Source organism: Aliivibrio salmonicida LFI1238 (genome assembly GCF_000196495.1).
In the GTDB taxonomy this organism is placed as follows: domain Bacteria; phylum Pseudomonadota; class Gammaproteobacteria; order Enterobacterales; family Vibrionaceae; genus Aliivibrio; species Aliivibrio salmonicida.
Genome location: NC_011312.1, coordinates 2,184,987 through 2,207,270 on the forward strand (window position 1 = coordinate 2,184,987; position 22,284 = coordinate 2,207,270).

Annotated in this window: 21 protein-coding genes; 8 read left to right on the forward strand and 13 right to left on the reverse strand. The window is 37.9% G+C overall.

Going from position 1 to position 22,284, the window contains the following annotated elements:
* Positions 1-62: 62 nt before the first annotated feature.
* Complete coding sequence (locus VSAL_RS10730; protein WP_012550582.1) at positions 63-614, reverse strand: hypothetical protein; 552 nt, start codon at positions 612-614, stop codon at positions 63-65.
* Positions 615-919: 305 nt separating this feature from the next.
* On the opposite strand from VSAL_RS10730, the gene VSAL_RS10735 reads away from it, so the two are divergent.
* Positions 920-2,221, forward strand: coding sequence for a DUF945 family protein (locus VSAL_RS10735; protein WP_012550583.1), 1,302 nt, complete (start codon positions 920-922; stop codon positions 2,219-2,221).
* Between the two features lie 189 nt (positions 2,222-2,410).
* Positions 2,411-3,493: a 3-phosphoserine/phosphohydroxythreonine transaminase gene (gene serC / locus VSAL_RS10740; protein WP_012550584.1), complete on the forward strand. Its 1,083-nt coding sequence runs from the start codon at positions 2,411-2,413 to the stop codon at positions 3,491-3,493.
* Between the two features lie 77 nt (positions 3,494-3,570).
* Here serC and VSAL_RS10745 read toward each other — a convergent pair whose 3' ends face one another.
* The 3 genes from VSAL_RS10745 to tnpA form a co-directional block, all read right to left on the reverse strand.
* The gene (locus VSAL_RS10745) at positions 3,571-5,058 is read right to left on the reverse strand and encodes an IS66-like element ISVsa2 family transposase (RefSeq protein WP_012549008.1); all 1,488 of its coding nucleotides are present in this window, start codon (positions 5,056-5,058) and stop codon (positions 3,571-3,573) included.
* Between the two features lie 71 nt (positions 5,059-5,129).
* On the reverse strand, positions 5,130-5,477 hold the full coding sequence (gene tnpB, locus VSAL_RS10750; RefSeq protein ID WP_012548924.1) for an IS66 family insertion sequence element accessory protein TnpB: 348 nt from the start codon (positions 5,475-5,477) through the stop codon (positions 5,130-5,132).
* The gene (gene tnpA, locus VSAL_RS10755; protein WP_012548925.1) at positions 5,474-5,788 is read right to left on the reverse strand and encodes an IS66 family insertion sequence element accessory protein TnpA; all 315 of its coding nucleotides are present in this window, start codon (positions 5,786-5,788) and stop codon (positions 5,474-5,476) included. Before tnpA ends, tnpB begins: the two co-directional genes overlap by 4 nt.
* 128 nt (positions 5,789-5,916) lie before the next feature.
* Here tnpA and VSAL_RS10760 point away from each other — a divergent pair, with 128 nt between their 5' ends.
* The 3 genes from VSAL_RS10760 to VSAL_RS10770 all read left to right on the forward strand — a co-directional run bounded on the left by VSAL_RS10760 (position 5,917) and on the right by VSAL_RS10770 (position 8,620).
* On the forward strand, positions 5,917-6,549 hold the full coding sequence (locus VSAL_RS10760; RefSeq protein WP_231850839.1) for an outer membrane protein transport protein: 633 nt from the start codon (positions 5,917-5,919) through the stop codon (positions 6,547-6,549).
* Positions 6,550-6,671: 122 nt separating this feature from the next.
* The gene (locus VSAL_RS10765; protein ID WP_023603484.1) at positions 6,672-7,154 is read left to right on the forward strand and encodes a GNAT family N-acetyltransferase; all 483 of its coding nucleotides are present in this window, start codon (positions 6,672-6,674) and stop codon (positions 7,152-7,154) included.
* 8 nt (positions 7,155-7,162) lie between these two features.
* A complete protein-coding gene (locus VSAL_RS10770) occupies positions 7,163-8,620 on the forward strand; it encodes a bifunctional NUDIX hydrolase/phosphatase PAP2 family protein (RefSeq protein ID WP_012550586.1) in 1,458 nt (485 codons plus the stop codon).
* Between the two features lie 55 nt (positions 8,621-8,675).
* On the opposite strand, the gene VSAL_RS10775 is transcribed toward VSAL_RS10770, so the two are convergent.
* The 4 genes from VSAL_RS10775 to VSAL_RS10790 form a co-directional block, all read right to left on the reverse strand.
* Complete coding sequence (locus tag VSAL_RS10775; RefSeq protein ID WP_012550587.1) at positions 8,676-9,365, reverse strand: tetratricopeptide repeat protein; 690 nt, start codon at positions 9,363-9,365, stop codon at positions 8,676-8,678.
* A gap of 149 nt (positions 9,366-9,514) precedes the next feature.
* On the reverse strand, positions 9,515-10,390 hold the full coding sequence (locus VSAL_RS10780) for a mechanosensitive ion channel family protein (RefSeq protein WP_012550588.1): 876 nt from the start codon (positions 10,388-10,390) through the stop codon (positions 9,515-9,517).
* Position 10,391: 1 nt separating this feature from the next.
* Complete coding sequence (locus tag VSAL_RS10785) at positions 10,392-12,743, reverse strand: ATP-binding protein (RefSeq protein WP_044583294.1); 2,352 nt, start codon at positions 12,741-12,743, stop codon at positions 10,392-10,394.
* Between the two features lie 267 nt (positions 12,744-13,010).
* On the reverse strand, positions 13,011-13,892 hold the full coding sequence (locus tag VSAL_RS10790) for an IS982-like element ISVsa6 family transposase (protein WP_012548944.1): 882 nt from the start codon (positions 13,890-13,892) through the stop codon (positions 13,011-13,013).
* Positions 13,893-14,049: 157 nt separating this feature from the next.
* Between VSAL_RS10790 and VSAL_RS10795 the strand changes: the two genes are divergently transcribed.
* The gene (locus tag VSAL_RS10795) at positions 14,050-14,847 is read left to right on the forward strand and encodes a tetratricopeptide repeat protein (protein ID WP_231850840.1); all 798 of its coding nucleotides are present in this window, start codon (positions 14,050-14,052) and stop codon (positions 14,845-14,847) included.
* Positions 14,848-15,122: 275 nt separating this feature from the next.
* Here the strand turns inward: VSAL_RS10795 and VSAL_RS10800 are convergent, their stop codons facing one another.
* From VSAL_RS10800 to VSAL_RS10820, 5 genes are all read right to left on the reverse strand, one after another.
* On the reverse strand, positions 15,123-15,785 hold the full coding sequence (locus VSAL_RS10800; protein WP_012550590.1) for a Bax inhibitor-1 family protein: 663 nt from the start codon (positions 15,783-15,785) through the stop codon (positions 15,123-15,125).
* Positions 15,786-16,025: 240 nt separating this feature from the next.
* Positions 16,026-16,775, reverse strand: coding sequence for an amino acid ABC transporter ATP-binding protein (locus tag VSAL_RS10805; RefSeq protein WP_012550591.1), 750 nt, complete (start codon positions 16,773-16,775; stop codon positions 16,026-16,028).
* 24 nt (positions 16,776-16,799) lie between these two features.
* Complete coding sequence (locus VSAL_RS10810; protein ID WP_012550592.1) at positions 16,800-17,897, reverse strand: amino acid ABC transporter permease; 1,098 nt, start codon at positions 17,895-17,897, stop codon at positions 16,800-16,802.
* 2 nt (positions 17,898-17,899) lie between these two features.
* Positions 17,900-19,021: an amino acid ABC transporter permease gene (locus VSAL_RS10815; protein ID WP_012550593.1), complete on the reverse strand. Its 1,122-nt coding sequence runs from the start codon at positions 19,019-19,021 to the stop codon at positions 17,900-17,902.
* An 88-nt stretch (positions 19,022-19,109) separates the two neighbouring features.
* Positions 19,110-20,138: an amino acid ABC transporter substrate-binding protein gene (locus tag VSAL_RS10820; protein WP_012550594.1), complete on the reverse strand. Its 1,029-nt coding sequence runs from the start codon at positions 20,136-20,138 to the stop codon at positions 19,110-19,112.
* Between the two features lie 391 nt (positions 20,139-20,529).
* Between VSAL_RS10820 and VSAL_RS10825 the strand changes: the two genes are divergently transcribed.
* Together VSAL_RS10825 and VSAL_RS10830 are read left to right on the forward strand one after the other, a co-directional pair.
* Positions 20,530-21,471 carry a precorrin-2 dehydrogenase/sirohydrochlorin ferrochelatase family protein gene (locus VSAL_RS10825; RefSeq protein WP_012550595.1) on the forward strand — a complete coding sequence of 314 codons (942 nt, stop codon included), beginning with the start codon at positions 20,530-20,532 and terminating at the stop codon, positions 21,469-21,471.
* Between the two features lie 27 nt (positions 21,472-21,498).
* Positions 21,499-22,185: a UTRA domain-containing protein gene (locus VSAL_RS10830; RefSeq protein WP_012550596.1), complete on the forward strand. Its 687-nt coding sequence runs from the start codon at positions 21,499-21,501 to the stop codon at positions 22,183-22,185.
* Positions 22,186-22,284: the final 99 nt, after the last annotated feature.

The following is a 22,284-nucleotide window of genomic DNA, read 5'->3' on the forward strand; positions in this document are numbered from 1 at the left end:
ATAACGAGGTTTTTTTATGCTTGAATAAATGAGCTAGGCCTGTTTATTCAAGAGACTAAAATTTAGTATTTAAAGCGTGCTGTAAGCATCAATTGATCGCCATATAAGCCATTGAATCGACCTTCTGCACCAATAGAGAATAGCTCGGTAGAGTGGAAACGACCGTAAACTGAGAATAAAGTGTCATCTTTATCATCAATTGATAGGTAACCTACTTTTCCGCCGACTTCTACCTGTGGACCTAACCATTGACGAACGCCAAGGTTTAGTTCCATACCTGTATCGTTTTTGTAGTTGTGATTATCATCAACAACACGTAAAAGCATTTCACCTGTAATGTCAGCCCAGTTATTTACTGGAGCATGAAAGCCAAGGCCTGCCGCTAAGTCGTAATCGCCATCTAATTCAGAATCGATAGTTGCAATTGCGTGAGCATTTGGGTGAATTGATTTACTAAAGCCTGCACCAAATGTTGATGGGCTAAAACCAATGCGAGCTTCAACATAGTCATAACTGAAGTTGCTCATAATGGCATTGTTTGGGTCATTATCTGCAGCCATAGATGTTGCAGAAACAAACATAAGGCTTGATGCTAAAAGTGTCTTACGAATCATGATATTTGAAACCTATCAAATTGAGTGCTATTAACAAAAATATGGTTTAAATACTAACAGAAATAGGTATTTTTGCCAGATAGAATGTATAAAATTGGAATAACAGCACAGCGCCAAAAAATTTACGTATATTTATAGGGATAAATACAAGCAAAATTTGAGCCAAGGTGTTTAAATTAATTGGTTAATTATGATTAGTGGAGAATAATAATTTTTAATGCAGTAAGAAATTGGATTAAATATGACTGTATTGCGTTCGATGAGTTAGGTAAACTGGTTGAAATCGTTAAAAAATGGATAATTAAATGAATGAACTAAGAAAGTATGCTGCCATTGGTGGTGCTATTGCGATTGTTGCTTGTTGGCCGTTTGCGACAGGAAAAATTGGTGAAGCTATATTTAAAGATGGCATTGCCTCTTATGACAATTCTGTTATTAAAATAGAAAATATTTCTTATGACCGTGGTTATTTAAGTTCACAAGCTCAAAGCCGAGTGTATGTGACCGATAAAGGCTTAATTGCTGAATTAGAGCACGCGGGTTATCCAAGTGAAATTATTGTTAATCATGAAATAGACCACGGTTTATTCTCTATTTCATCAACGTCAACGGTGACTGGAGAAGCGGCGTCTTCTGAATTTATAAAAGGACTGACGCTGACAACAAACAGCCAGTTGACTGGGAAGACAGATCTAGAATTAATAAGCCAAGATACTAATTTTGTTAATGCAGATTTAAAAGCTCAAGGCGTTGAGAAACTGTATTTAGCGGCAAGTAAAATTTCAGCGACCATTCATCCAGAAGGTGAATTTTCACTGCAATATAGTCTACCTAAAACTGAATTACGTTTAGAAAATCAATCAGATATGCTGATAGATAATGTTTCTGGTAAAAGTGAAGGTAAATATCTAGATGATATTTTTATTGGTGATGCTAATGTGGCTATCGATAAAATGACGATCAATGATATTGAAAGTAATATTCATAATGTCGTGAATAATGTGACTTATAGTAGTTCAAATGAATTAGCTGAAGTAAAAGATCTTCCTGCTGATAATTCATTAAGTTCTACCAATATTCTAAAATTAGGTGAAGTAACGACTGATGCTGGAACGCTAAAAAATGGCGTATTTAATATTAGTTTTGATGACTTGAATTACGATGCACTGATTAAATTAGTTCCATTATTACAAGATCAAGAACTCACACCTGAAAAAATTCAACAATTGATGCTTTCGTTTGATTTACTTGCTGCAAAAGGCTTCAGCATCAATATTAATGAATTTAGTGCTGATGTGTTAGGCAGTAAGGTTGAAAGTAAGGTATTACTAAATTTACCTGCTGGTACAGCAAGAGCATCGCAAAATGCGGATCAATTGGTTCAAACACTAAAAGGCAATGCAGAGTTAGTTATCGCTAAGAAATTGGTTGATGATACACCTGAACTGCGTATGCAAATGGATGAATTGTTGATTAACGAATTTGCAGTTGAAGAGGGTGATAATTACCGTCTGGCGGCAACCATTGCAGATGGTCAAATTGAGCTATTAAATGGTCAAAAAATGCCATTGTTTATGCTTCTTGGTTTGTTAAGTTATTTACGTTAATCGTCATTAATTGAAAGACACAATAGCTCACTTCGGTGGGCTATTTTTTTATCGCTATTTAATTATGGCGGTTATTTAGTGAATTAGATCACTTTCTGATTTATTTGTAAGAGAAAAGGTGTTATTAATTTCTATAGAGTGATTTAACAAATCTTATTTAATATTAAATAGCAGGAGCCTTTGAGAAACATGGAAAAAGTATTTAACTTTTGTGCTGGTCCAGCAATGCTGCCAGTAGACGTTCTAGCCCAAGCTCAAAAGGAATTGGTGAATTGGAACGGTTTAGGGACTTCTGTTATGGAGATCAGCCACCGTAGCAAAGAGTTCATTAAAGTTGCGGAAGAGTCTGAGCAAGACTTACGTGATTTGTTGGCTATTCCTGATAATTATAAAGTCCTTTTTTGCCAAGGTGGTGCGCGTGCTCAATTTGCAGCAGTACCACTTAATCTATTAGGTGATAAAACAAAAGCCGATTATGTCGATGCTGGCTATTGGGCACAAAGTGCTGTCGCGGAAGCGAATAAGTATTGTGAGCCTAATGTCATTGAAGCAATTACCGATTGTGATGGTAAACGCGCTGTTATCCCTGCATCGCAGTGGCCGTTAAGTGATGATGCTGCTTATGTTCATTTTTGCCCAAATGAAACCATTGATGGTATTGAGATTAATGATTTACCAATAACAGATAAGCCAATTGTTGCTGATATGTCGTCGACTATTTTATCTCGTCAAATTGATATTTCTAAATACGGTGTTATTTATGCGGGAGCTCAAAAAAATATTGGCCCTGCCGGATTAACGATTGTGATTGTTCGCGATGATCTTTTAGATTTAGCGGCACAGTCATTACCAAGCGTATTAAATTATGGTGTTTTAGCAACCCAAGAATCAATGTTTAATACGCCACCAACATATGCTTGGTATTTAGCTGGTTTAGTTTTTAAATGGTTAAAATCGAATGGCGGCATTGAAGCGATGGAAGCGCACAATCGTAAGAAAGCGGCTGCATTGTATGAGTATATCGACGAATCTGATTTTTATCGCAATGACGTACATACAAATAATCGTTCGTTAATGAATGTACCCTTTCAATTAGCAAACTCAGACTTGGATGCTCAATTTTTGGCATTAGCAGATGACGCTGGGTTAAAAGCATTAAAAGGCCATCGAGTCGTCGGTGGTATGCGCGCTTCTATTTATAATGCAATGCCATTAGAAGGTGTTCAGGCACTTGTTGATTTTATGAAAGCATTTGAAGCAAAATACGCGTAATTACTGATAAATAAAAAAGCCGATACTGTATTTATAGTATCGGCTTTTTTATTGGTGTTTTGTAAGCGTGCGGGGAACTACACCTTGTCTTTTACATTCCAAGGTAAAAGTGAATCGATATCTGGCGATCCAACACATAAACGATCTAGACAATACCTAATATAATCGTAAGGGATTAATCCGTTTGCCTTTGCTGTTTCTACAATGCTGTAAAGCATTGCACTTGAATCTGCACCAGCCGTTGAACCCGAAAATAACCAGTTTTTCCGGCCGATAACAAACGGTTTAACCGCTCGCTCTGCTCGATTGTTATCAATAGATAACAATCCATCATCAATATAACGAACTAATTTATCCCATTGATTTAATGTATAGCTAATCGCCTCACCTAATTTTGTTTTAGGTGATACTCGACTAACTGCGCTATCAAGCCAATCACGGAGCTCTTTAAGTAAATCGCGGGCTTCTGTCTGCCTAGCAACATACTTGGCTTCAGGGGAAGCCTCTTTTAATAACGATTCGATCCGGTATAGCTTTTGGATTTTACTCAATACCCAATCTGCACTCCCTGTTTTCCCTTTTACTTGAACACGTTGAGCCTCAATAAATCGTCGACGTGCGTGTGCCCAACAGCCAACTAAAATCGCTTCAGTTTGTTCATAACCTTGGTAACCATCGGTATGTAAATACCCGTTATAACCTTTTAAAAAGTTAACTGGATGGTAGCCATGCCTGCTAGATTGATAATCATAAAGTACAATTCCAGGCAAAACACCAGAGCCTGGAGAATCATAGCCAGAGCAGTAGACCCACATATAACATTTTGCTTTTTCAACATCCAACACATTTACCGTTGTTTCATCACAATGCAGAGTGGGTTGTTCAAGCAAAATACGATGTAACTCGTTATTAAGAGGGGTAAATAGTACCGAGCATTTTATTAACCAATCCGCCATCGTTCGCCGTCCAATAATGATACCCCATTGCTGAAATAACGTTTCTTGACGATAAAGTGGAAGACTGTATTGAAATTTAGCCGTAATAATTTGAGCAAGTAAACTTGCGGTCGCAATCCCTTTAGGGATTGGTGACGCTGGCATTGGGGCTTGTTTAATGTCTACTGAAGTATTGTTTTTTTCACAATTTCGGCAAGCATATTTAGGACGAACATGTTGAATAACTTCCACTTTAGCTGGTACAAATTCCAACTTTTCACTGATGTCTTTACCCATCGCATGCATCTCTAGACCGCAACACTTACAAGTTTTATCTTTTATGTCGTGGATAATAACAGTACGCGGTAAGTCTTCAGGTAAGCGTTGGCGTTTTGGCTTTTGACGAGTGTAGGTAATCGTTTGTGTGTCATCATTTTCAATGATGATTTCTTCTTCTGTTTCATTGAATAAATCAAATTGAGTCGAGTCAGATTCACTGCTTTTACCAAAGCGCTGATGTTGAGCCAGCCGAAATTGCTCTAGAAGACGGTTATATTTATTTTCAAGCTGAAGCACAAGTGCTTTCAGCTCGTCAATGGTATCAGGAAGTGGTTTTATTTTATCAGTCATGTAGATGACTATATAACGATAATACAGGTAATCAATCGGTTGCCTCCTATTCTTGACTGAGAATCAACTATTTAAAGGGTTGTTTGATAATGTACTGGTTGATGTCCTAAGATATCAAAACCTTGTAATAGCAGTGTCAGTTGCTGCTCTGATAATGCTAACGTATCGTTATTTATATTTCGTGGCCATTTGAAGCGGTCTTCATCTAATCGCTTGTACCATAAAGCGAATCCTGTTTTATCCCAATACAATATTTTGAGTTTATCACGAGGCTTATTGCAAAATATAAATAGAGCATCACTAAACGGTGATAGTTGCATTTCTTGCTCAACAATCACGACAAGGCCATTAATGGCCTTGCGAAAATCGACAAAATCACGATGAAGATAAATGGTGGAAACATCAGTAAATACATTCATGATTGATACCCTTTTAATAAGAGTCCTATCCAGTGAGGTTCAGTATTAGCTGGCAATGTTAATCGCAATTTTCCGATAGAAAGTTGAATATCTGGTAATTGTGGAGTGGCGATGATAGTTGATGTTAACGCTTCTACTTTCAAGAAAGTAGAAGCGTTAATCTTTTGTTTCCATCGTGCTTTACGTGCACTAAATGTCTTTGGCAGAATATTATGGTTACGACAAAATTCAGCGGCACTAAGCTTGCTAGATTGCTGAGATTCAAATAGAGCGTGCCATTGCTCTGGTGTTCTCTTTTTATCTTTTTGCATAATTACGTTCTCGTTAAATGAAAGATCGTAAGATACGCATAATGAATTTTATTTGTTAGGTGTAGTTCCCCGCACGCTTACGTACATCTCATATAGATTTATGGGGAGCATCGTTAAAAATTAATGCCTTGGATGTTCATGCCACTGGTGTTGGTCTCGGTGGAAATATTGGTATGGTTTATGAGGTGAATGAAGGGAGTCGATTTGGTTTTAGCTACAAATACAGCCCAGAGATTGAAGCCAAAGGTGATGTTAAGTATTTAGCGGCATCTCAGCAAAGTGACAAAATTTACTTACCTTTACCGGATATTGCAGAGTTTTCTGGTTTTCATATGATTACTGAGAAAACTGCAATTCATTACAGTATTCAATGGGTCGGTTGGTCTGCATTTGACACTATTGATACTGAGTACGACACAATTAAAGAATATCATTGGAAAAATTCATATCATTATGCCATTGGTGCAACCCATTATTTAAATAATAAATGGATATTACGTACCGGTTATATGTATGACCAAACGCCAGTCGATGAATTAACGTCTATTTCAATTCCTGATTCTGATCGTCAATGGTTCTCTGCCGGTTTTACGTATAATTGGAGTACTAGCACGACTCTTGATTTTGGTTTTACCTATTTAATTGGTAAGGATGTTCAAGTTAACGAACATATGGAAGAAGATCTTCCTATTCCGTCATTAACGGCAACGACTCATTCTGATGCTGTACTCGCAGCCATCCAATTGAGCCATACTTTCTAATTTAATTCATAAAACTGATAGGTTGCTTAATGAATATAGACTCTGATGCATCGGAGTCTTTTTTTTGTTTATAAATAATGGTCTAATTGCGCCTCATTCCTAATTCCTCGTTTGGTATCAACATGGATCCAGTTATTCGCCGAGCAAAAGAAATTGATCTCTTTCGCTTAAACTCAATGATGTATCAGCTACACGATGAACATCATCAGCAATGCCCTGAACTATTTAAAACCGCGTCTGAAATAGAAGAAGAGAAAAGCATCTCTCGGTATTTAGATGATCCTGAGTGCATGGTTTATGTTGCTGAAAAAGACGATGATATTGTGGGCTTTGTCACTGGGCATTTTTGTGAGTTAGTCTCTACAGTAAGTAAACCCGTAATGATGGCTACGATCGATGAGCTGTATGTTGAAAAAGCATGCCGTAGAGATAAAATAGCGGATAAATTGATGACGCGTATTGAACAAGAATTACGAGATTACGGCGTAAAAGAAATTTTTGTTGAAGTATGGGGATTTAACCAATCAGCATTGGACTTCTATTATCAGCAAGGCTTAAAAGAGCATATCCATTATTTACGTAAACCTCTAGTCGATAACGAGTAATAGAGACAATGATAAAAATAGTATTCCGATACATCATATTACTTTGTGCATTGTTTTCTACGCATATTTTTGCAGGAGAAGGCATGGAACCTAAAGGGGCCGTGTGTGTTATTGATGATGGACATCGAGTTGTATTAATTAAAGAATTGATCACGGGTAAATACTCATTACCAGGAGGCTTGATAGATGAGGGAGAGACGCCTCAACAAGCCGCTGAAAGAGAAGCGTGGGAAGAAGCTGGATTAATCGTCACGGCAAAAGACTTATTGTACAAAGACGACAACGCTTTTTTTTACCGTTGTAAAAGTGAATCGGATATTGTTGTTTTTGATTTAGAAACATCAAACGGTTTCTATCGCGTTCCTTCTTGGTTTGCGCCTCATTATGGTATTGAAACGGATGCGGTGTATTTAACTGAACCTTATAAGTTAGGGAGCGAGTATTACCGGTATCCATATCAGCTTAAGTTATTACAACAATGGATTATTAAACCTAAAACCAGTTATAACAAGGTTGCATGGGTTAAGAACCTCGTAGAGCAAGCTCCAGAAATTCATCAAACCGAATTGTCGATTCTATCTTCATTAAGAAGCTCGATTGATGGACTTCCGAATGTCGCTAATGTCAGTATAAAACTGATATTTATCATCATTAATGAAACAGGCCAAGAAGCTTTCTTTTATTTTTTATTTATTGTGGCATTGGTTTATTTTGATCGACGGACTGCATTAGCATTATTGTTTGGGATAGTGATTACCATTGTATTTGCTGGTATTGCTAAACAAGGATTAGGATTGCCACGCCCGTTTGTGTATATCCCACAGTTACAGTTGACGCCTGCGTATGGTTTTGGGATGCCAAGCATGAGCTCTATGTTATCGGTTGTGATGTATGGCATTTTCTATTTGGCATTGAAACGAGAAAATTTGTCATCGAAAGTAGTTAAAACGTGGGGAATAGTTTTTATTTGTTTTGTTTTCGCTCAAGCAACGGCACGAGTCTGGCTTGGTGTTAATTTCATTACTGATGCTACTGTGGGTATTGCGCTTGGTGCAATGGTGGTTGTGCACTTTAGCTTAATGGAAAAAAGACACGGGAACTTAATTTATAACGTGATTAGCTCTATGTATTTTTGGTTGATCATGAGTGTGCTTATCAGTGGGATTGCTTTTGTTATGCTTTACATGAACTACCTTTATATGGCGGCGGTTTGTTGGGGAGTAACTTTAGCTATTTCGTTATCGGATTACCAAAAAGTAACGACAGTAAGAAATCGATTAATTGTACTAATTAGCTTAATCATGGCGGTTGTTGCAGCAAGGTCGATGACTGAACATTTACTTAATGCAGTAGATGGAGGCAGCGAAAGTGTATTAATCATTAAAGCAAGTGCGAACTTTACACTTATTTTCTTACTTATTATGGCTGCAACGTATTTGCCTAAATGGTTAAATAAAATTAAGTAACAGACGCTTACTCCTCTATTTTTCTATAAATAGGGGAGTAGCGTATTAATAATGGTTAGTGATTATCTAGCCATTCAAGAGCTTCATTTTGTACTTGAATACGTACCTTTTTATTCAATTTCTTAGCTGAAAAGTCACGATATTTATCAGCTTCTGGGTAGCCTTTTGAAGCCGCTAAATTAAACCAGAAATAGGCTTTCTCCATCTCTTGGTTTACTTCTTCACCTTGATAATACAAGAACCCGAGATTACGCATTGACGTTGGGTTCCCAAGTTCTGCGGCTCTAATATAGAGTAATTCAGCTTGATGTGTATTTTGAACTAATCCCTTACCTTTTAAATACAAATCAGCAAGATTGTTCATTGCATTCGGGTAGTCTTGCTCAATTGCTTTGTTATACCACTCAACAGCAAGATCGTATTGCCCTGAATCTTCATACATTTTACCAAGATTATAATAGGCCGTTGTGCTGTCATTTACGGCAGCCTTCATGAAAAATTGAATCGCTAGCGTTGAGTTAATATCAGTACCAATACCTTTCGCATAAATTGTACCTATTTTGTTTTGTGCTTCAACTGAACCATTATTCGCAGCACTTGTTAGCCAAGTAATTGCGTCTTTGTAATTATCTTGGTTGAAATAAGCCGTCCCTTTTAAGTAATCATTATGTGCATCGGCATTCGCGAATGCCATTGGGGATAAAAGAGATGCAGATAACAATAGCGTTCTTAACGTTAATTTCATTATATAACCAATAAGTTAGTCAAAGAATAGAACGTTATTTTATCAATAAATGTACAGTACAGCGAGTGTTATATTGGAAGAGTTCGGTAGGATGAATCGTATATCTATTGGTAGATTACAGAGAAACTACCAATAGAAAGTGACCACGATTATTTGTTTTGGATAGATATTGTTGGCGGGTAGATATCTGTTTTTCTAAATTCTTGCATTACGCGTAATGTAATATCGGTTTCAAATAATTTCTCAAACTTAATATCAACCACATAAGCCTTACAAGTTAGTTGAATGCCCAAATAATTTTCAGTAATGGTTTGTTTTACTAGTACAACAACAGGCTTTGGTAAGTGGATATAACGACTTGATGAAGCTGCTTCTTGAATAATATCGCGGGCCGCATTAATGTCTTGATCCATTCCGATATAGAAAGGGATGACGACTTGCATATCCAAAGCACCATAATTACCACTAATAGCGACTTCATTTAAGAATTTATTGTTTGGGATGGTGATGATGTCATCATTAAGTGTTTGCATGCGTACGGAGCGTAATCCGATAGCAATAATATCACCATAGTGTCCTTCGAACGTGACACGGTCGCCCACTTGAAAAGGTCGATCAATCATAATGGTTAAGCCTGCAATAAAAGAGGCCGTGAGATCTTTTAATGCGAAACCAACAGAAACGGCGAGAGTACCACCGATTAAGGCTAACACTCTTTCATCAACACGGAAACTGAGCATGAACACCGTCATACCTGTCGACATATAGATAAAAAATTGGAAGAAGGATTGCAGCTTTTGCATCAACATACGTCGTTGAGCAAACTGGTTACTTATTCCATCCACAATCGATTGGATAAAACGAAGAAATAACCAAGCGGCGATAACAATAAGGAATGAGAAAGCAACACCACTCCAACGAATAAGGCTCGCGAATTGATGCAGGTTGCCGATAGATTGAGGATCTTCAGCAAAAGCACTCGATCCAAAGCTTAATGTAAGTACGAGAATAAATAAACGAAGCATATTATTTCACCAATAAATGTTGACGATGAAGTACGTTAGTAATGTGTCGGAACCAATGATCTGAAATTCGAGCTTTATCATCACTCCATTCAATGTACCCACGACTTTGGAAGTAGCGGAGTGTACTGATCACTTCAGCCATACTTAACCGACTGCATTCACATACATCCGCTGGAGATGCGATTTCCAATTGTACGATGGATCGCAATACGGCCAGCATGGGTTTTGGCATGGTTTCTAGGTCATCAGAGTGCGGGGCTCTAAATAAACGAACCAAAATGGCATCAGTATCTTTATCACGGTGCAGAGACAATCTAAAGAAACGCAAAGCAACCGTTGGGTTACCATCAGAATAATCCCATAGAATGCGGTAAAAGCCATTCTTAGCTCGTTCTTCTTCTGTTAAGGTCTCTTCATCCCATTGTCTAGGTAAAACTAAGCCATCAAAAGAGAGTTGTTGCTCATTTGTTTTTACAATTCGGCTTTCTAATAAGCTGCCAATTTGTTTCTCAGTCCACTTAGGCATAAAAGTGACCAAATCAAATAACAATCTTTCTCCACGAGCTCGGTCAATAAAACGCCAACTTGATTTCTCAATAGCCAATACAACACGATGGCTTTTTCTTGCTCGTCTTAATAGATTTGTGAGCTTCATTAAATCAGCTAACCCATTGACTTTAGGTTTCACCAAACGTTGAGCATTATCAAAAGCAAGCAAATAGCATGTGTCACTGTTTCTCAGGTGTTGAAGAATGTCTCTTTCACTCGATTCTTCTGATAGTCCAAGTTGTCTTGCTAATTCAGGAAGTAGAGCTGAATAACCGTCATAAGGGCAATTTAGGTAAAGTGGTTGGGCGTTTTTTACTTTATTTAAAATACGGTTGAGTAGGGCTGTTGTGCCCACGCCACGCTCACCAGATAGAACACACACCGCAGGGCTTTCTGTGAGTAAATAACGAGAAAGTGCCGTCATTTCTTCTTTAGCGTAATCTTCGATAAGTTCAGAGTCTTCAGAGCCCGGAGAAATAAAATCAAAAGCGAGTCCGCCCTTGATCCTTACTAGATTTGATTGTTCGCGTGAGACTTCCGTTTGTTTTGCAACTTCAATTCGGAACAAATAGGCGAGTGCATGGCTGAACGCTGTGTATTGAGATAACGTCGATACGATGACGTGCTGAATCGATCGCCAAACTAACCATGCAGAACCACAAGCCGTCGCGATAATTGAGATTAAGAATGTATTTTTATTTCTGACAGCCCAATGAATGGATAAAGGTAATGGGTCTAAATTATGAATGCGTTCAAAAATCGTTGCTTTCCACTGCCTTAGAGTAATGATTGTTAACAAGATAAAGAATAAATACACCGCAGAATTAATCCACGCATAAATCGTTCCTTCTCCTAACGTTCGCGATGAAATTTGGAGAATTACGCCAGCAAAAATGGCACCCCAAATATAGCGACGGATGGTAGATAAACGAAGTGCGATAGTTTCTTTTTTATTGTGTTTGCTGTTTCGATACGCAAATTCAAGAATCAAACTTACCGCAATAGAACCGCCTAAGATCCACCATGTAAAGATCTCTAAGAATATAAGGTGTTGTAAGCTTGGTAAGGTCGAAATAATTCGAAGAGTGACCGTGATAAGTAATAACCAAGCAATCGCTTTCTGTGCTCGGCTAAAATACCAAATAGTACGGATAAGAAGGTTTGGTTTTGTCGCGCCTTCTAATTTTAATTTTTTAAAGTCACTAATTAAGCGAGCGTTATTTCGCATCCACCAATTAAAAACAAAAAATACACACAATACTTTAAATATGACGCTAATCGCGGGTACTGGCGAAATCGTTAAATCACGAAGTAAATTTTTGAAACTACGAATTTGGTAGTGTAAGTAATATTCAATGTTGAGCCGAGTTATGCTGAGCTCTGAATAAAACTGAGTTACACCGTAAGGACCGAATCCGGTCAGTTGCTCTCGCGTTGTATTGTCCGTTAATTGAAGTAACTGTTGTTTACTTAAGTTTAATGAATTTAATGATTGATGATTTTCTTCTACGGTTAACCAATTGTTTTCTGTAGAGTCATTTTTATACGCAGTCAGTGCTTCTCTTAGTTTTTCAGTATGCTTACTTTGTTGAAGCATGGTGTTAGATAAAAGTCGCTTAACCTGAGCGTAATTGTTGTTTGAGAAAAAATGCTGTTCAGGAAGAGCTTGAACCTCGGTATCAATTTCTTGAGCGGGTTTACTGATCTCAATCGGTTGATCATTTGTTAGGCCCCAACTCGCGTAGCTAACCGGAGAGAGCAGTAAAGTGAAAGCAAGAAATAAGAAATGAGAGAATCGTTTCATAATTACCATAAAATATAATGATTTAATTACTTATTACATTAGCTAAATTAATAGAAAAAACCAGTAACAAAGGTAGGAATGAGCAATAAAAGTGAGGTATGGTCATGAATACTGTTCTTTTTTAGAGTTTTGAGAAGATTTATCGACTTAAAAACGGTTTAAGAAAGGTATTCATTCAAATTAAGAAAGAAACTCATTAGAATAGAGCATTAAACCGTGTTCAATTTTATCGATGATAATTAACCTGAATTCTGGATAAAACATGCTTTAAGCGAGGATTAGTTCAAATTCACATTCTGATAGCTTAATTCGTGGCTTTTGTTTTTTTAAACAATAAGCCACAACGCCTGAAATTACATTTAGCATGAAACCAGTCACGCTACGATGACGGCTATGTTCAATTTGAGAGATATTCTTCAATTGGTCATTTATCGTTTCGATAATGTATCTCTTTGATAACATAGCCTTATCAAAAGCACTTATCTCTTTTGCTTTCATGTTTTTTCGCGAGGTAGTCACTAAATCGACATCAGAGTTCTTTAAGCTCTCACTCAACTTTTTACCTATGTACCCTTTATCAGCGTACAATTTCCCCGAGAGTTCTTTGCATAAATCAGGTACAGGAGTCCTATCATTTACATTGCCAGCTGTGATTTTCAGCGAAATAATTTCTCCAAGATGGTTAATCAATAAATGAAGTTTGAAGCCGAAAAACCATCCCATGGTACCTTTTCCTCTTTTCGCAACACCATCAAAGACTTTATGGCGAGGAATTCGAATGTTATGGCATACTTTAAGACTCGTGGAGTCAACAAAAGCAATGCCAGTCGGCTTACCTTTGATAGATTGAAAATAGGCACACATTGGGGCGATTAGGCTAGGCATTTTGCTCACAAATCGAGTGTAGCTAAGTAAATTTGGAAAGTATCCTTTCCAATATTGATGAACTAACCCGATATAGAAGTTCTTGAAATCTCTATGATTTGATTGATGAAAAGCGATGACAATAGTCATACATTCACTAGTAGACATTACTGACTGACGTTTTCTTTTTCTCTCACTAGCCTCAACAAGGTATTTTTCCCATTGAGATAAGAATTGATAACAAAAATCATCGACATCACAAAATATATCAACTAATTTATTCATCTTGCCCACCTTTTAAAATACGTTCAAATAATTCTTGGTCGAAAGATCTGATCGTTAGGTGGGCAATTAGTTCAGCCTTATCCAGAATTCAGGTTAATTACATATGTATTGGTTCTTATTTCTTGGTGGTAGTGTTATATGCTTAATTGTTTTTATTATGCATTTTCAAGCCGTCGAAAAGAAAAGGGTGTTAACAGCTAACAAACGTAAGCGTTTTGATAATCAATCAACGATGGTTGAATTTGATTCAGATACTGATCGTAAAGATAAAATCGAGCGAGCGATAAAGGGCAATTTAACCGCACAATTGGCTTTAGGTGCTGATTTAGAATTAGTCGATCAAAATGGGTCGATTAAGTGGTACTTAAAAGCCGCAGAGCAGCGTAGTCAACAAGCCTATTATGCCTTAGTTCGTTTATATGATAATAATTACGATGATCATGATGCAAAAGAGAAATCAGATTATTGGGATGCCGTATTAGGTGATAGCAAAGGAGACGTTGTTTCTTCATTGTCATTAGGGAAGATGTGTCTAGAAGGAAAAGGATGCGAGAAAAATATTGAAACGGGTACGAAAATAATAACAACACTGGCTTTGAATAACGAGCTTTCAGCTCAATGGTTTTTAGCTCAATGGTATCAAAAACTTGAAAATGGACATCCTGAAGGTTTTTATTGGATGTTGAGAGCCGCTTACCAAGATGATCCTAAAGCGATGGTGACAGTCAGCTCTTGTTATTATCATGGTATTGGAACACAGCAAAATATTTACAAAGCAATATATTGGTCAGAACGTGGGGGGGAACTTAAAAGCCCTGAAGCCCTGAAGCGCAGTTACGTTCATCGCAATACAATCAAAATATATCGTCTTCTCATAATGCAGTTGCTTACATTTGGGCTTATCTTGCCGTCGCAAATGGTTATGAAGAAGCACACAGTTTTCGTAATGAATTAGAACAGATTCTACCTTTAGAGAATTTATTAACGATTCAGAATGTAGCAAGAAAGCTTCATGGATTGATGGATGAAAAACCGGTAAAGAAACATTCGGTAATTCGTCTTCTTAATAAATTTTATGTGAGGGAACATTATCTACCACCAGAAGACATTAATGAAGAATGTAACATGTACACCGATTAGTGCTTAGAGTGTTCTGATAATGCCAATACAGTAGTGAAAAAATCATCTAATTTATTGTATCGAATTAGCTAATGTTTCAAATGTTATCGATTAATCGTCACGCATGATACCAAGAATACTTAGTAGGCTGATGAAGATATTGTAGATTGATACATATAATGTAATCGTTGCTGAGATGTAGCTTGTTTCGCCACCACGGATGATTGATTGTGTTGTTAACAGAATTGCACCAGTAGAAAACAAGATGAACATACCACTCATTACAAGATGCAACAGAGGCATTTGTAGGAAGATATTCGCAACCATACCAATGAGTAGAACAACAAAACCAGCCATCATTACACCGTTAAGGAATGATAAATCACGTTTAGTTGTTAAGGCATACGCTGATGCTGCCATGAATGACAGTGCAGTACCGCCAAGAGCCGTTAGGATAACATCGCCCATTCCTGCACCAATGTACATGTTTAGAATTGGACCAATGGTGTAGCCTAAGAAGCCAGTAAATAGGAATGTAAATAGAAGACCCATGCTGTTGTTACGGTTCTTTTCTGTTAAGTACAATAGACCGTAGAAACCAACTAGCATAATGATAATACCTGGACGAGGTAAGTTCAGAGCCATTGATACGCCAGCAACCAATGCTGACCATAGTAATGTCATAGACAGTAAGAAGTAAGTATTACGTAATACTTTATTCGTTTGTAGAGCCGACTCTTGTGTGCGAGTTTGGCCGAACATTTGATTATTCATCGTATTCCCCTTGGAATGGACAGACATAAATATATAGACAGTTATGATGCCTATAGTTCAAAAAATCAAGGTAGTTCTGTTTTTTGAACTGAATTAGTTGAGCTGGAAACCATTTTACATCAGTACATTAACTTAGCTGATGAAGTTTGTAAGTATCTGTAACAACAAACAGCGATCCTAAGATCGCTGTTTGTTAAGTTTATCAGTAATATTGATTGCTGTATGTTAATTGTTCATTATTTAGTGATGCAGAATCTGACTTAAAAACAATTGAGTACGATCCGACTGTGGGTGTTCAAAGAAATCGATAGGATTATTTTCTTCAATAATTTCACCTGCATCCATAAAAATGACGCGATCTGCAACTTCTTTTGCAAACCCCATTTCATGAGTTACACACAGCATTGTCATGCCTTCATCTGCTAATTCAACCATTACATCGAGTACTTCACGTACCATCTCAGGGTCGAGCGCTGATGTTGGCTCATCAAACAGCATGATTTGTGGATTCATACACAGTGAACGCGCAATGGCGACTCGTTGTTGTTGTCCTCCAGATAATTGCCCTGGGTATTTATCGGCTTGGTCTGGAATTTTTACACGTTCCAGAAACTGCATCGCTAAGGCGTTAGCTTCTGATTTTGGCATTTTTTTCACCCAAATTGGCGCGAGTGTGCAATTTTCTAATACGGTTAAATGAGGGAACAGATTAAAGTGCTGAAAACACATACCAACTTCTCTGCGTACTGCCTCAATATTTTTTAAGTCTTCAGTTAGTTCGGTACCAGAGACAAAAATATGACCTTTTTGATGTTCTTCTAAACGATTAATACAGCGGATCATCGTTGACTTGCCTGAGCCTGATGGGCCACAAATAACTATCTTCTCGCCTTTTTTAACTTGTAAGTTAATGTTTTTAAGGACATGAAATTGACCATACCATTTGTTCATGTCTTCTAATTGGATCATATAATCTTGTTGAGTCGTCATAACTACATCCTTGAATTCTGTTAATTATCGCTTGTGGCCTGTATGAAGTTTGTTTTCTAAATAGATGGAGTATCTCGACATAGAGAAACAGAACACCCAGAAAACCAAAGCGACAAAGACATAACTTTCCGTTGAAAATCCTAACCACTCAGGATCGGTATTTGCAGCTTGACCAATACCAAGTACATCAAACATCCCAATAATGAGTACAAGGCTTGTGTCTTTAAATAAACCAATAAAGGTATTTACTATGGAAGGGATAGTGATTTTTAAGGCTTGAGGAAGAATAATTAAACGCATCTTTTTCCAGTACCCTAAGCCAAGTGCATCTGCCGCTTCATATTGACCTTTAGGTATGGCTTGTAAGCCACCACGAATAACTTCTGCCATATAAGCAGCACTGAATAGGACGACCCCTATTAAGGCTCTAAATAGCTTATCTAACTCCATTCCTTCCGATAAAAATAAGGGAAGCATGACCGAAGCCATGAAAAGAACGGTAATTAAAGGAACACCACGCCAAATTTCAATGTAGATAGTACACATACTACGAATAATGGGCATTTCAGAACGGCGACCCAAGGCTAAAGCAACCCCAATCGGCAAGGACACAACAATACCCACAATCGCAATGACTAAGGTAATTAATAATCCTCCCCAAAGGTGAGTATCAACAACGGGTAACCCAAATACGCCGCCATACAATAAAAAGGCAGCAAAGAATGGGAAAATATTTACAAAAACTAACCAAATAGCCACTTTCTTAGGGGTATGCTCATAAGCGAGCAAAGCAACAAAAATAGCGAGTAATGCGTAAAATAATTGAGGTCGCCATAGCTCAGCCGTTGGATAGAAACCATACATAAATTGGTCCCAACGAACGTTGATCATTACCCAACACGCGCCTCCACTAGAGCAGGCATCACGCGTTGTTCCTATCCAATCGGCATTAATCAATGCCCAACTGACAGCGTTCCATAACCCACTAAACGCAAGATAACCGATAATAAGGGTTAGAATTGAGTTAATTGGACCATTGAATAAATGTCTTTTAAGCCACGTGACAGCACCTACCGTATTGGGTGGTGGCGGCAGATCTGGCTGAAACTGATGTGTATTCATAATTACCTCTCAACCAATGCGACTTTGTTGTTATAAATGTTCATAACGAATGAGGTTAGCAGGCTTAATGTAAGGTACACGCCCATTGTCATTGTTATGATTTCGATAGCTTGTCCTGTTTGGTTCAGTGTCGTTCCTGCAAATACAGAAACTAAATCTGGATAACCGATAGCCATCGCTAATGACGAGTTTTTGGTTAAGTTTAAATATTGACTGGTTAGAGGGGGAATGATGATCCGCATTGCTTGTGGAATAACGACAAGTTTTAGTGTTTTATTTCTTGGTAAACCAAGTGCCATCGCAGCCTCTGTTTGGCCGTAACTTACCGCATTAATGCCTGAACGAACAATCTCTGCGATAAATGAGGCGGTATAAACACTCAGTGCCACCACCAGTGCCGCTAATTCAGGAATGATACTGATGCCACCACGAAAGTTAAATCCTTTGAGCTCTGGGTATTCAATCGAAACGGGCATACCAGAAATGAAATAAGCGAGAGTAGGTAACGCGATTAACAACAAAATGGAGTAGCGCACAACGGGAGTTTGTTGTCCGGTTAGGGTTTGTTTGTTATGTGCCCAACGTGATAAGAAAATAATAAACACAATAGCAAGGACGACGGCCATTCCTATTAGATTAGAACCTTCTTCAAAAATGGGGCTCGGAAAAAATAAGCCTCGAACATTGAGGAAAATACTTTCACCTAAGCTTAAACTTTGTCGAGGTGAAGGGAGGGCAGGTAAAACGGCAAAATACCAAAAAAAGATTTGTAGCAAAAGAGGGATATTTCGGAACGTTTCGATATAGACAGCAGCACAGCGGCTAACTAGCCAGTTACTTGATAGACGAGCTATTCCGACAGTAAAGCCTAAAATAGTGGCCAATAAAACGCCTAGGACGGAGACTAGGGCGGTGTTCAGCAATCCAACAATAAAGGTGCGACCATAAGAATATGTTTCATCGTATTCCACTAAAGAAAGACCGATACCTCGAGATTCTAAATTGGACAATGCATTGTTGACTATGGTGTAAAAGAAAAAGCCAAGTGCAGTAATTGCAAGCACCTGAAATAAAATCGCACGAAATGTTGGGTTGTATAAAATATTTTTATTTTTAGATGACATACGGCTACAACCTTAAATCCATTTATTAAAAGGGGTGAAAACTCACCCCATAATATGACGTCTATTTATTGTTTTTATTGTGGGATTATTAACGGATTGGTGCGGCGTACATGAAGCCCCCCGCATTCCAAAGGGCATTTACGCCACGAGATATTTGAAGTGGAGAACCAGTACCAACGGTACGCTCAAAGCTCTCTCCGTAGTTACCCACTTGTTTAATTACTTGGTAACCCCAATCATCACGAATTCCTAAGCCTTTTCCTTTAGGACCATCAACACCAAGGATACGTTTGATGTTTGGATCTTTAGATTTAAGCATTTGATCTGCATTTGCAGATGTAATGCCATACTCTTCAGCGTTTATCATGGCGCTCAACACCCATTTGTTGATGTTAAACCATTTATCGTCGCCTTGACGAACCACAGGGCCTAGCGGCTCTTTTGAAATGATTTCAGGTAAAATTTGTGCTGTTTTTGGGTCTTTTAGATTTAGGCGAAGAGCATAAAGACCTGATTGGTCAGTGGTTAGTACATCACATCGACCAGCATCAAATCCTTTCGAGGTTTGTGCCGCCGTATCAAATACGACAGGCTTATATTCCATACTGTTATTACGGAAGTAATCAGCAAGGTTTAGTTCGGTAGTGGTACCTGATTGAACACAAACAGACGCACCATCAAGCTCTTTCGCACTGGTGAGACCAAGTTCTTTTTTGACCATAAAGCCTTGACCATCGTAATAGTTAACGCCAACAAAATTTAAGCCAAGGGAAGTATCACGATGCAGTGTCCATGTTGTATTACGTGACAGCACATCAATTTCACCTGATTGTAATGCAGTAAAACGCTCTTTTGCGGTTAATGGCACGTATTTAACTTTTGTTTTATCGCCTAATACGGCAGCAGCAACGGCTTGGCAGTATTCAACATCAATACCTTCCCATTCTCCTTTTGAGTTAGGGTTTGAGAATCCAGGTAGACCAGTACTAACCCCACATTGTAGATAACCATTCTTAACTACTTTTTCTAGGGTTCCATCAGCGGCAGTAGCTTGTGTTGACAATAGAGCCGCTGAGGTTGCAATCGCTGCGAATAGAGTGTTTGATTTAAAATTCATCTGTGTTCTTCCTTAATAGTCCGTTATTGAACTGGCGTATCACAATCTAGTGTGTTGCGTTAGCCATTAGATGGAGTTCAATTGCTTATTTATAAGCAACTGTATTTAAACGATATACAATAGTGAATGATTTGTGAAATCGTCCACTGAATAAAATATAGGTAATAAGATCAGGCATATCCAACATAACTAGTGATTTATGCTGCTTTATTTTTAAAAGGTAGAGGTAATGAAGTGGTCTGACATTTAAATGTGTTAATAAATTGTTAATTCATTTATTTGTTGAATGTGTTAAGTCGCGATTTTTAGTTTGGTAAGTCACTGCTCTACCTTAATGCCGAGAAGCAAGGTATATTATTGATATTAAATAAAAGGATAAGTGAGAGATTGGATGAGATATTTTCCCATTTTTATGGATATACGAAAGCGACCAGTACTCGTCGTTGGTGGTGGGGAAGTTGCTTGCCGTAAAATTGATATGTTATTGCAGGCGGATGCTGATATCACGGTAGTTGCTCCTTCAATTAAATCTTATTTAGCTGATTATGTGGAACAAGAAAAAATCCATTACCAGAAAGGATTTTATCACCGCGATCTATTAGACAATAAATACGTACAGGTATGGGCAACAACCGATAATGCTGACTTAAATCATCAAGTTTATAAAGATGCCCACAACGTGGGGATCCTCGTTAATGTGGTTGATGATACTGCTCATTGTGATTTCATTACCCCGTCAATAGTGAACAGAGGAAGAGTTCAAGTTGCGATTTCTAGTGGTGGCGCTTCACCTGTTTTGATACGAATAATTAGAGAGCAATTAGAGACTCAATTATCAACAAAAATCGCAATGTTAGCGGATTTTGGTGCAGACAAACGCAGTGTTGTTAAAGATGCATTTTCAACGGTGGATGAACGACGTAAATTTTGGGAAGCCTTTTTACGATCCCCTGAAATAGAAAAATTAAGCACTAGAAATGAATTGGAAGATTTATTCAGATTCTATTTATCGTCATCGGTAAACGTACAGGCAGAGCGTAATTGGATTGAGTACCACAAAGAGACCGAGATGTTGTCATTAAAGTCCCTGCGTTTAATGCAACAAGCCGAATGGGTATTGTGCTTCTCTGATTGCCCTGATGAGTTTATAGAGCTTTGTCGTCGTGATGCTGAGCGAATTTACATTGATACTGAAGCGGCTTTATTAGAGCGCTTACAAAAAGCAGAGAAAGAAAAGATAAGAGTAACTGTACTAGTGAAGAAAGGACGCTTACTCAGCAACAATGAGTTACAAGGCTATATGAGTAATGATGTCTACGTACCGACGTTGTAATATTGATCGTTAAACCTAGGATAATGAATGCAATACCTTGCTATAAAAGACGCGATTGAAGAGCAAATAGAAAGTGGAATGCTAGAAATTGGGCATAAATTACCATCAGAAAGAACACTAGCAGAAGCGTTTTCAACGACTCGAATTACGCTTCGTGAAGCACTTTATCACTTAGAGTTATCGGGTAAAATATACCGAGAAGAACGTCGTGGATGGTTTGTTTCTTCGAAAGGGATCGTGTTAAATCCGATGGTCGATTTAGATCTGGCTGTATTATGTTCGAATCAAAAACGACGTTATATAAAAACCACCCTCAATGCACATAAAGTATTAGCACCTAAAGCTATTGCAAATGCGCTGCAATTGACGCCTTTTTCTTATGTTCTTGCGTTGTCATCTGTTATCTCTATTGATAGCAGAAAAGTGGCTATTCAATATCAATATATCCCAGTAGAGCGTTTTCCTAAGTTGCAACAACCTGAAAATGAACCCTCTATAATGACTTATTTGAAAGATCACTATTTGTGTCAGGCTGATTTGATAACAATGAAAATAGGCGTTCAACCTGCGGAACTGATTGAGTCAACGGCATTGAATATTAGTAGTGGAAGCATGCTTTTTTCTGTGAAACAAACGGTTCATGATTCTCAAGGTAAGGCCTTTTTGTACCAAGTGACTAATTGGTGTCATGATGCGGTAAATATAGAAGGTTAATATGCTAATGCCAGTAATTATCTTTTCAGAATTAATGACACTGGTGTAAAACAGAAGCCGGTTCTGAATGAAAAAATACCACGAATAAATCGTGGTATT